Annotated in this window: 7 protein-coding genes; 6 read left to right on the top strand and 1 reads right to left on the bottom strand. The window is 40.3% G+C overall.

Features of this window, described 5'->3' with window-relative positions; translation table 11 throughout:
- The first annotated feature begins 795 nt into the window (after positions 1–795).
- The 5 genes from H5183_RS21095 (at position 796) to H5183_RS21075 (ending at position 6,564) form a co-directional block, all read left to right on the top strand.
- Positions 796–2,055 (top strand): aromatic amino acid transport family protein, encoded by a 1,260-nt coding sequence (locus H5183_RS21095; RefSeq protein WP_182732648.1) that lies wholly within the window; start codon positions 796–798, stop codon positions 2,053–2,055.
- Between the two features lie 46 nt (positions 2,056–2,101).
- A complete protein-coding gene (locus tag H5183_RS21090) occupies positions 2,102–2,944 on the top strand; it encodes a hypothetical protein (protein WP_182732647.1) in 843 nt (280 codons plus the stop codon).
- Between the two features lie 298 nt (positions 2,945–3,242).
- Complete coding sequence (locus H5183_RS21085) at positions 3,243–3,773, top strand: hypothetical protein (protein WP_182732646.1); 531 nt, start codon at positions 3,243–3,245, stop codon at positions 3,771–3,773.
- A gap of 94 nt (positions 3,774–3,867) precedes the next feature.
- On the top strand, positions 3,868–5,655 hold the full coding sequence (locus H5183_RS21080) for a bifunctional diguanylate cyclase/phosphodiesterase (protein WP_182732645.1): 1,788 nt from the start codon (positions 3,868–3,870) through the stop codon (positions 5,653–5,655).
- Positions 5,656–5,736: 81 nt separating this feature from the next.
- Entirely contained in the window at positions 5,737–6,564 is an 828-nt protein-coding gene (locus H5183_RS21075; RefSeq protein ID WP_182732644.1) for an ABC transporter substrate-binding protein, read from the top strand.
- A gap of 48 nt (positions 6,565–6,612) precedes the next feature.
- Here the strand turns inward: H5183_RS21075 and suhB are convergent, their stop codons facing one another.
- The gene (gene suhB, locus H5183_RS21070) at positions 6,613–7,416 is read right to left on the bottom strand and encodes an inositol-1-monophosphatase (protein WP_145236520.1); all 804 of its coding nucleotides are present in this window, start codon (positions 7,414–7,416) and stop codon (positions 6,613–6,615) included.
- A 297-nt stretch (positions 7,417–7,713) separates the two neighbouring features.
- Here suhB and trmJ point away from each other — a divergent pair, with 297 nt between their 5' ends.
- A complete protein-coding gene (gene trmJ / locus H5183_RS21065; protein ID WP_145236524.1) occupies positions 7,714–8,436 on the top strand; it encodes a tRNA (cytosine(32)/uridine(32)-2'-O)-methyltransferase TrmJ in 723 nt (240 codons plus the stop codon).
- Positions 8,437–8,634: the final 198 nt, after the last annotated feature.

The raw sequence follows: 8,634 nt of genomic DNA, 5'->3' as shown, positions 1-8,634 counted from the left end.
GTGAAAGTAGGACATTGCCAGGCTCCAAATAAGAGAAACCCGTTACAGCGATGTGACGGGTTTTTTGTTGTCTGGAATAAAATGAAAACACCAAGCCAAGACCCCATGGTGAACTCAGTAGTGGCTGCTCTTGCATATCCTGTGCTTCACGGCATTCGTATTCCTATACATCAAACAAACCAGCTCGAAGGCGAGCCCCGCACAAGGCCGCCCCGACACAAAGATAGTGTCGCATTTGCTATGTGGCTCTCTACCGCTGTGGGCACCACGACATTGCCAGGCTCCAAATAAGAGAAAGCCGCTTTAGAAATGAAGCGGCTTTTTTACGTCTGGAATAAAGTAAAAAGAAGGTTCGAGGTGAAAGGTAATAGTTTAGAGGAAAAGAATAAGAGCCTAAAGCCTACTCTATACATTTGCTATGTGGCTCTCTACCGCTGTGGGCACCACAACATCCTACTGCGTAGCGCACCATGGATCTAAATTGAGAAAGCCGCTCAGAAATGAAGCGGCTTTTTTACGTCTGTAGGAAAGCTAATGGCTTTGAGCTGTCAGCAGCGTAGTGTTAACCTTTGACATGCGTGTACTGCCATTTTTCTAAGCTTGAAAACTCGAAAATTTATTTCCTCTATCAGCTAAAGAATTTTGATTTTATGACTGTTTCAAATTCATGACAGTAAGTAACTCAGTAATTACAAAATAGGCTGTAATATTTAGTTAATTATGTCGCCAAAAACTGAAATAATGTGTTGATTTCTATATGCTCTTGCCAAATTATTATACTAATAGGTGAAGTGCATGAACTCTTCCACTGATGCTGCGCAGTTTGACGCAGTGACAACAAGTAAACCGAAATGGAACTTTCATGATACCCAATGGGTGTTGAGTCTTTTTGGTACTGCCGTCGGTGCCGGTATTTTGTTTTTGCCAATTAATATTGGTATTGGTGGCTTTTGGCCGCTGATCATTTTAGCGTGTTTAGCGTTTCCAATGACTTTCTTAGCCCACCGTGGTTTAGCGCGTTTTGTATTGTCATCAAAGAACAAAGATGCTGATTTTACCGATGTGGTTGAAGAGCATTTTGGTGTGAATGCTGGTAGATTAATTTCATTATTGTATTTCTTATCAATATTTCCAATTCTACTGATCTATGGTGTTGGCCTAACTAATACTGTTGATAGTTTTATGGTAAACCAATTAGGTATGGAAGCACCTTCTAGAGTATTGCTTTCAGGAATTTTAGTTGCAGGTATGATCAGCTTGATGCTCGGTGGTGAAAGGCTAATGTTGCGTGCTTTTGCTATTTTAGTGTATCCGTTAGTCGGTATTTTATTGTTTTTATCGTTGTATTTAATTCCGAGCTGGCAAGTACCAAATATGGCCTTTCCTGAGTTTGCAGGCTTTAGTAAAACGTTATGGCTGTCAATTCCTATTATAGTGTTCTCATTTAGCCACGCAGCGGCGATCTCAAGCTTTGTAAACGTACAGCGAGGTCATTATGGTAAACAAGCGACAGCTAAGTCCGAGGCGATTCTAAAGCGCACCAGTTTATTACTGATAGTGTTCGTTCTATTGTTTGTATTTTCGTGTGTACTTTCATTAACACCAGAGCAAATGTTGCAAGCAAAAGCACAAAATGTATCCGTGTTATCATACTTAGCTAATGTTACTGACAACTCATTTATTGCCACCTTTGGCCCGCTAGTCGCGTTTATTGCTATCACTTCATCTTTCTTAGGTCACTTTTTAGGAGCAAGAGAAAGCTTTAATGGGCTTGTTACTAAGCAAACCAACCTATCAGTGAAGAGCGCCGATAAAATTGGCGTTGCTATTATGTTCTTGGCAATTTGGTTTTGTGCTGTTAAAAACCCAAGTATCTTAGATATGATGGACCAACTATCAGGGCCGATTATTGCGATGATCTTATTCATCATGCCAATGATCGCTGTTTATAAGGTTCCAGCATTACAAAAGTACCGTGGCCGTTTTAGCACTTTGTTTGTGTTAGCTGTAGGCTTATTAGCGGTAGCTGCATTGATTTATGGTTTTGTTGCTTAGCGAGTAGCTTTAGAGACTTTAGTTAGATTAAATAAAGGCCCTGTAGGTGACAAACTTACAGGGCTTTTTAGTTTATGCTATTGCAGCTAGAGCGCAGGTTCTAATATCAGCGGTGACGGTAAAATTAATGGACACACCGCTAGCGGACAAAGCATCTCATTCCAATTGTATGGTGGAATTTCCGGCAACCTCCATAATGATGAAATTAGCCTGGGGCGAAGTTAAATCTCAAAGTGCCAATGGCCTTTGCTATAAAAGTAATGTTAAAGATTTGAGCCCCAGCGGTGTACATCAGGTTATCGCTAATAGCGGTGCATGGGTTGAAAGAGGAGAGTATTGCCTAGATAAAACTAACGCTTTTACCATGAGTGATGGTGATAGAACCTTTGTCCTAAAAGGTTTTCACATTGTTACTAAAGAGCTTAAAGATTGGATATGGATCTCATTTATTTGGCAACCCGAACCAGATATAGGCTTTGGTAGTGACAGACCGGACAGTATCAGTGATGTCTACAGCAACTATATTATGTTAGTGTCGGTCAATGAACTGGAAATGGATCCCTCCCCAGGAAATGGAATGAATAACCTCCCGCTGTTTACTGGCAGTAAAAAATTATTTTTAAACTATCGCAATAAAAAAGAGGTAATCACTTGGAACTCTAACCCTTTTATTGAAGGGCCCGATTCCACCAGTAATTGTATTAGTTGTCATCAGGGAATATTTGCCACGGGCAAATTTGGGCCAAATACAGAGCGTAAACATTTTCCTTATGACTATACCTTTGGCACGCAAAACCGTGATCTTATCTTGATGCCAAGAGTATCATTCAGAAAAGCCATTAACCGAGCCGCAGCGAAATTTAGGTCTAGTCACAAAGATGACAAATAGGGTAAGCGAACTCAGTTTTGAAAATTAACAATGTACTTGAAAAAGCTAAGGAGGTTAGAAGTGCCCCGATGGTGGTGGTGAATAGTCTAATAGTATTTGTAGCTTTAGAGTATCAAGCCAGAGAGAAGCTGAAAGAATAAAAGGCCTACGTAAGGGGCAAGCCCCTTGTATTTGCATATTTGTCGGCGGGGTTTTATGCCGCGTAGCTTTAAATAGGTCGCTGTTAATAATTGCTATTTATGGAACGTAATATTTCCTATAATAGTAATTATTGATTAAGTATTGATGTAACCAACTAATGTTAAAGCAACTTGTAGTCGCTAGTAGTCTAATTATTGTTAGCGGATGTGATGACAACGTTAAACCTAAGCAATCAAAGGCTGCAGTACAACCTTATCAATTAACAACACTTGAACATTATCAGCATCAAGCTAATAACTTACTTCGCAGTATTAGAGTGCAAAAAGACGCAGCTAATTTAGAAACTCAATCTGCTGATTTAGTCGCGCTATCGCAGACTATCCTCAATGACTTGATAGTTGATTATCCACAATGTGCTGAATACATAAATGCGCTTATTGCTGTTGCTGATTTGCTCCCTTCATTGCCCCTAGAAGAAATTGAAAGTGGTTATCATAGCGATGGTAAGCTACCTAAGTTTGACGATCCCATATGTTATCACGGTAAGGATTTATTGGTTCATCCTGCGACTGTACAGGCGGTTGCTCGTTTAGGATTTGTTGACCCACAAGCTTATGAATATGCTGAACTTGAGATTATTGAGGTGATAGCTCATTTTGATCAGGTTGAACAAGCATTAAATAAATAACAAAATGCCGGAGTGTTAACGGGTACTGACATAAAATTGTCATACCAGCTTGCTACTTTAGCACTCTCTTAATGAAGTAATGGGTTGATGATAAGTGAGTGCTCGGCTAGGTATATTAGAAAATATCTTAAAAAACAGTGAAATAACGACACTGTTTCAACCCATCTTTGATATTGCAGGGCAGCAAATTTTAGGTTACGAAGCATTAAGTCGAGGCCCTAAAAATTGCGATCTAGAGATGCCAAATGCGCTTTTTAGTGCTGCAATTGTGCACGATAAAATCTCAGAGCTTGAGTTGTTATGCCGTTCAAAAGCGATCGAAAATTTTGTAAGGTTAAAACTACAAGGCAAATTATTCTTAAATGTAAGTCCTAAAACGTTACTTGATCCCTGCCATCCGAAAGGCGAAACATTACACCTAATTAAGCAGTTTGGCTTGGCCGCTAATAGAGTGGTGATTGAAGTTACCGAACAAGAAAAGGTTGATGATGGTTTTTTATTGCTAAAAACAATTGCCCATTATCGCCAGCTCGGTTTTTCGATTGCCATCGATGATTTAGGTGCAGGCTACTCAGGGTTAAAGCAATGGTCAGAATTATGTCCTGACTATGTGAAGATTGACCGTTATTTTATTGACCATTGCGATGAAAGCGTGGTTAAAAAAGAATTTTTAAAATCAATTATAGAGTTAGCGAAAGTTACCAAAACAGCGGTGATAGCAGAGGGCATAGAGCGGGTTGAAGAACTCAGTTTACTTGAAGGGCTAGGCATTGTGAATGCACAAGGCTTTTTGCTGGAACGACCAAGTTTAAAACCTAGCTTAGCGTTTGACTCAGCTCAATTACAGCAATTAAGTTTTACCCCACTTAACAATCAGTTTGAGCAATCAATGGCGATAGGTTGGTTAGCGATCGAACAAGCGCCAATAGACAGTCATACTCGTTGTAAAGATGCGCATAATATTTTTGAAAAAGATAAATCGATTATCAGTCTTGCGGTTGTCAATGAAAGCTTGCAGCCGATAGGCTTATTACACAAAGATCAACTGACAGAAGTATTTGCGGCTCCTTATGGCCATGCTTTATACGACAAACAACCGGTTACGGCACTAATGCATAAGCAACCCTTGGTAGTTGATGAAAATCAGCTGCTTGATACTGTTAGTCAGCAAATTACCGAAAATGATTTTGATATTCGCCGTCATATTGTGATCACTCGCACTGAGCAGTACTTAGGGCTCGCGCCACTGCGGGATATTTTAAAACATATTACGGAAGAGAAAATTCGTCATGCTCAGCATGCTAATCCACTTACTATGCTGCCGGGGAATGTTGCAATTAACGAAGCAATTGAGCATAGATTAAGAGCCAAACACAGCTTTGCATTAGCCTATATTGATTTAAACCACTTTAAGCAGTTCAACGATTTATATGGTTACGCCAGTGGTGATAGTGTTATCAAATTATTGGCCGATGTCACCACCCAAGCTTGTAGTAATGTGCCCAGTTTTGTTGGTCATATTGGTGGCGATGATTTTATGGTGGTCTTTGATGGTGATGATGCGGCTACAGTATGTAACAACATAATAACTGAGTTTGAGCTGAAATCTCGTGCATTCTTTACGCCAGAGCATATTGCCAGTGGTGGTTATTGGGCAACTAATCGTGAAGGTGAAAAGCAATTTGTCCCTTTACTTACTTTATCGATTGGCGTTGTTGAACCCGATCTAGAGCAGTGTACTAACAGCCATCAAATTGCTGCATTGGCAACAGATGCTAAAAAAGAAGCAAAACGCTATCGCCACAGCTATCTATTTTTATGTAAACGACGTGGTCCTGCTTTGGCGGTTGTGCGTTTAACTCCTGAGAAACAAGTCATATAAAATAACGTTAAGTAGGGCTGTTTTTCTTGAGTATTTATTGCTCAGCGTGTAGCTTTACTAAAACACTAGAAAATAATAAATATGACTAGGTATTTCTTTTCACTCATCTCGCTCTCGGTACTTATTGTTAGTACCGTATACAGTGCTAAAACTGCAGCAAAAGAAACGGTCACAATCGCTCAAGAACCTCGAACATTATATAAACGAGATGCATACTTAAAAGAGTTACTGCAACGTGCGCTTGATGCTGCTAATTATTCAGCCCAGTTAGAATCTGTCGTGGTACATCCTCACCAGCAGCGCGCGCTCATAGCCCTTGCCGATAATAGCGTTGACCTATATTGGAGTATGACCAGCCCAGAACGAGAAACCTTAGCAATACCGATAAAAGTGCCGTTATTTAAAGGTTATATTGGTAAGCGAGCCTTAGTAACTAGGCAGTTGTTTCTTAATCGCTTTGCTGATATCAAGAGCAAAGAGCAACTAAAAGGGTTTACTGCAATTCAAGGGCATGACTGGCCCGATACCAAAATATTGGCATATAATGACTTATCGGTGCGACCGTTTGCAAATTATCAAGCGATGTTTAATATCGTTTTGACCGGACGAGTTGATTATTTTCCTCGCTCCTTCATAGAAGTAAGCTCAGAGTTAAAAGAAGTTAATAAGCAAGCGCTGGTTATTGTGCCAAATTTATATATTAGCTACCCGAGTGCTTTTTATTACTTTGTGGCCAAACACAAGCCAGAACTGGCAAAAACGCTCAGCGATGGCTTAGCTATTATGCAAAAGAACGGTAGTTTTGATGAGCTATTTAACCAGTATTTTGGCGATGATTTAAAGGCCTTGCCATTTGATCCGCAAAACACTGTTGAGATCAAACTAGAGAACCCTTATTTTAATCATTAAAAAAGGAGCCTAGGCTCCTTTTAGTATCGATCTGAGTATAACTCGCTATTAGCGAAGTAACGCTTCAGTTAATACTGGGCGAATTTCACGGATCATCGCTTGTGTTAATTTCGGTGCGCCACAGATAATATTACCGCTGTGAGCGTAATTATTACCACCGGCAAAATCTACAACCATACCGCCAGCTTCTTTAACCATTAGTTCACCTGCAGCTGAGTTCCATGGTTTCAAACCAATTTCAAAGAAACCATCAACACGGCCAGCTGCCACGTATGCCATGTCTAGTGCAGAACAACCGGCACGGCGAATATCAGCAGTGTGAACAAACAATGCTTTGAATGCTTCAGTATACGCATCCATATGGTGTTTGTTTTTGAATGGGAAACCAGTGGCAAGAACAGTACCAGAAAGAACGGTAGTTTTACTTACACGAAGACGTTTGCTATTTAGCTGTGCGCCTTGACCACGAGAAGCGGTGAAAAGCTCGCCACGAATTGGATCGTAGATAACAGCTTGGTCTAGACGACCTTTAACTTTAAGTGCGATAGAAACCGCGTAATGAGGGATGCCTTTGATGAAGTTTGTAGTGCCATCAATAGGATCAACAATCCATTGGTAATCTGCATCTTTACCTACGTGCTCACCTAGCTCTTCACCAACAATAGAGTGAGTAGGGTAAGATTGTAAAATAGTGTCGCGAATTACGGCTTCGGCTTCTTTATCAATATTCGTTACTAAATCATTAGTGCCTTTTTGTTGCACTTCAACTTTTGATAAATCTTCGCCAGCGCGAAGTAAAATTTTGCCTGCGTTACGCGCAGCGCGAACCGCAATGTTTAACATTGGATGCATGGTATTACCTTTGGGTTGTAAAAGAACGTGTATATATTTCTATATATTTCAGCCGGCGTATTCTAGCGATTTTTGACACAAAGTAAACAATAAACCCCAAAAAGTTTTGAGTGTTTTTTGTACTGGGTTGAGTTGCAAGGTAAAAATTACAAGACAAAAGCCAGCATTGATCGTTGATACATCAAACTTCCCATATTTATTACCTAGAACCTAGAACCTAGAACCTAGAATCTTTGCTGCTTACAGCTTTTCTCTATGTTATAATTCGCGCAATTTTTTGGTATGAGTTAAACAGTAATGATCTTAGATGACATCCGCATTGTTTTAGTAAACACCTCGCATTCAGGTAACATCGGCTCAGCGGCGCGCGCGATGAAAACCATGGGCTTATCAAAACTGTATTTAGTTGATCCAGCGTGTGAAGTTGATAGCCACGCCAGCGCATTAGCGGCCGGTGCAACTGATGTGCTAGGTAATGCGGTGATAGTTGACACAGTTGCTGAAGCGATTGCAGGTTGTGCCCTAACTATTGGTACTAGCGCCCGTTCACGTACTTTATCGTGGCCTATGGTGGAACCACGTGAATGTGGTGAGAAGCTAGTTGCCGAAGCTGTTACTGGTCCTGTAGCATTAGTTTTTGGCCGCGAAAACAGTGGTTTAAGTAATGAAGAACTGCAACTGTGCAACTATCATGTGTGTATTCCGGCTAATCCTGAATATAGCTCGCTTAATTTAGCAATGGCTGTGCAGACCTTATGTTACGAAACGCGTATGGCGTTTTTAAATCAACAACCAAAAGCCACGCCAGTAGATGATGCTGTGTATCCAAGCTCAAAACAAACCGAGTTATTTTACGAACACTTAGAACAAACCTTACTGGAAACAGGCTTTATTATTAAGCAGCATCCGGGCATGGTAATGACTAAGCTACGTCGTTTATTTAACCGTGCACGCCCAGAAGATGCCGAGCTAAATATCTTGCGCGGTATTTTAACCTCAATAAATAAGTCTACTAAATAAGCGAAAGTTATAAGACTATTTGCCGCTAATACTTGACTAAATTACTCAGGTAATTACAATGAACACAGTACTTGACTAAAACAGTCGGGTATTGAAGTTAATTGAGGTGCTAGGAAGATATAGGCACTAGGAATAGCTTGACTAGAATCGAGCTATATAAACTTTGTAGAACCTAGAACCTAGAACCTAGAACCTAGA

This window comes from Pseudoalteromonas sp. SR44-8 (genome assembly GCF_014163635.1).
In the GTDB taxonomy this organism is placed as follows: domain Bacteria; phylum Pseudomonadota; class Gammaproteobacteria; order Enterobacterales; family Alteromonadaceae; genus Pseudoalteromonas; species Pseudoalteromonas rhizosphaerae.
Note: the sequence above shows the minus strand (reverse complement) of the source record. Positions and strands in the feature narration are given on the sequence as shown.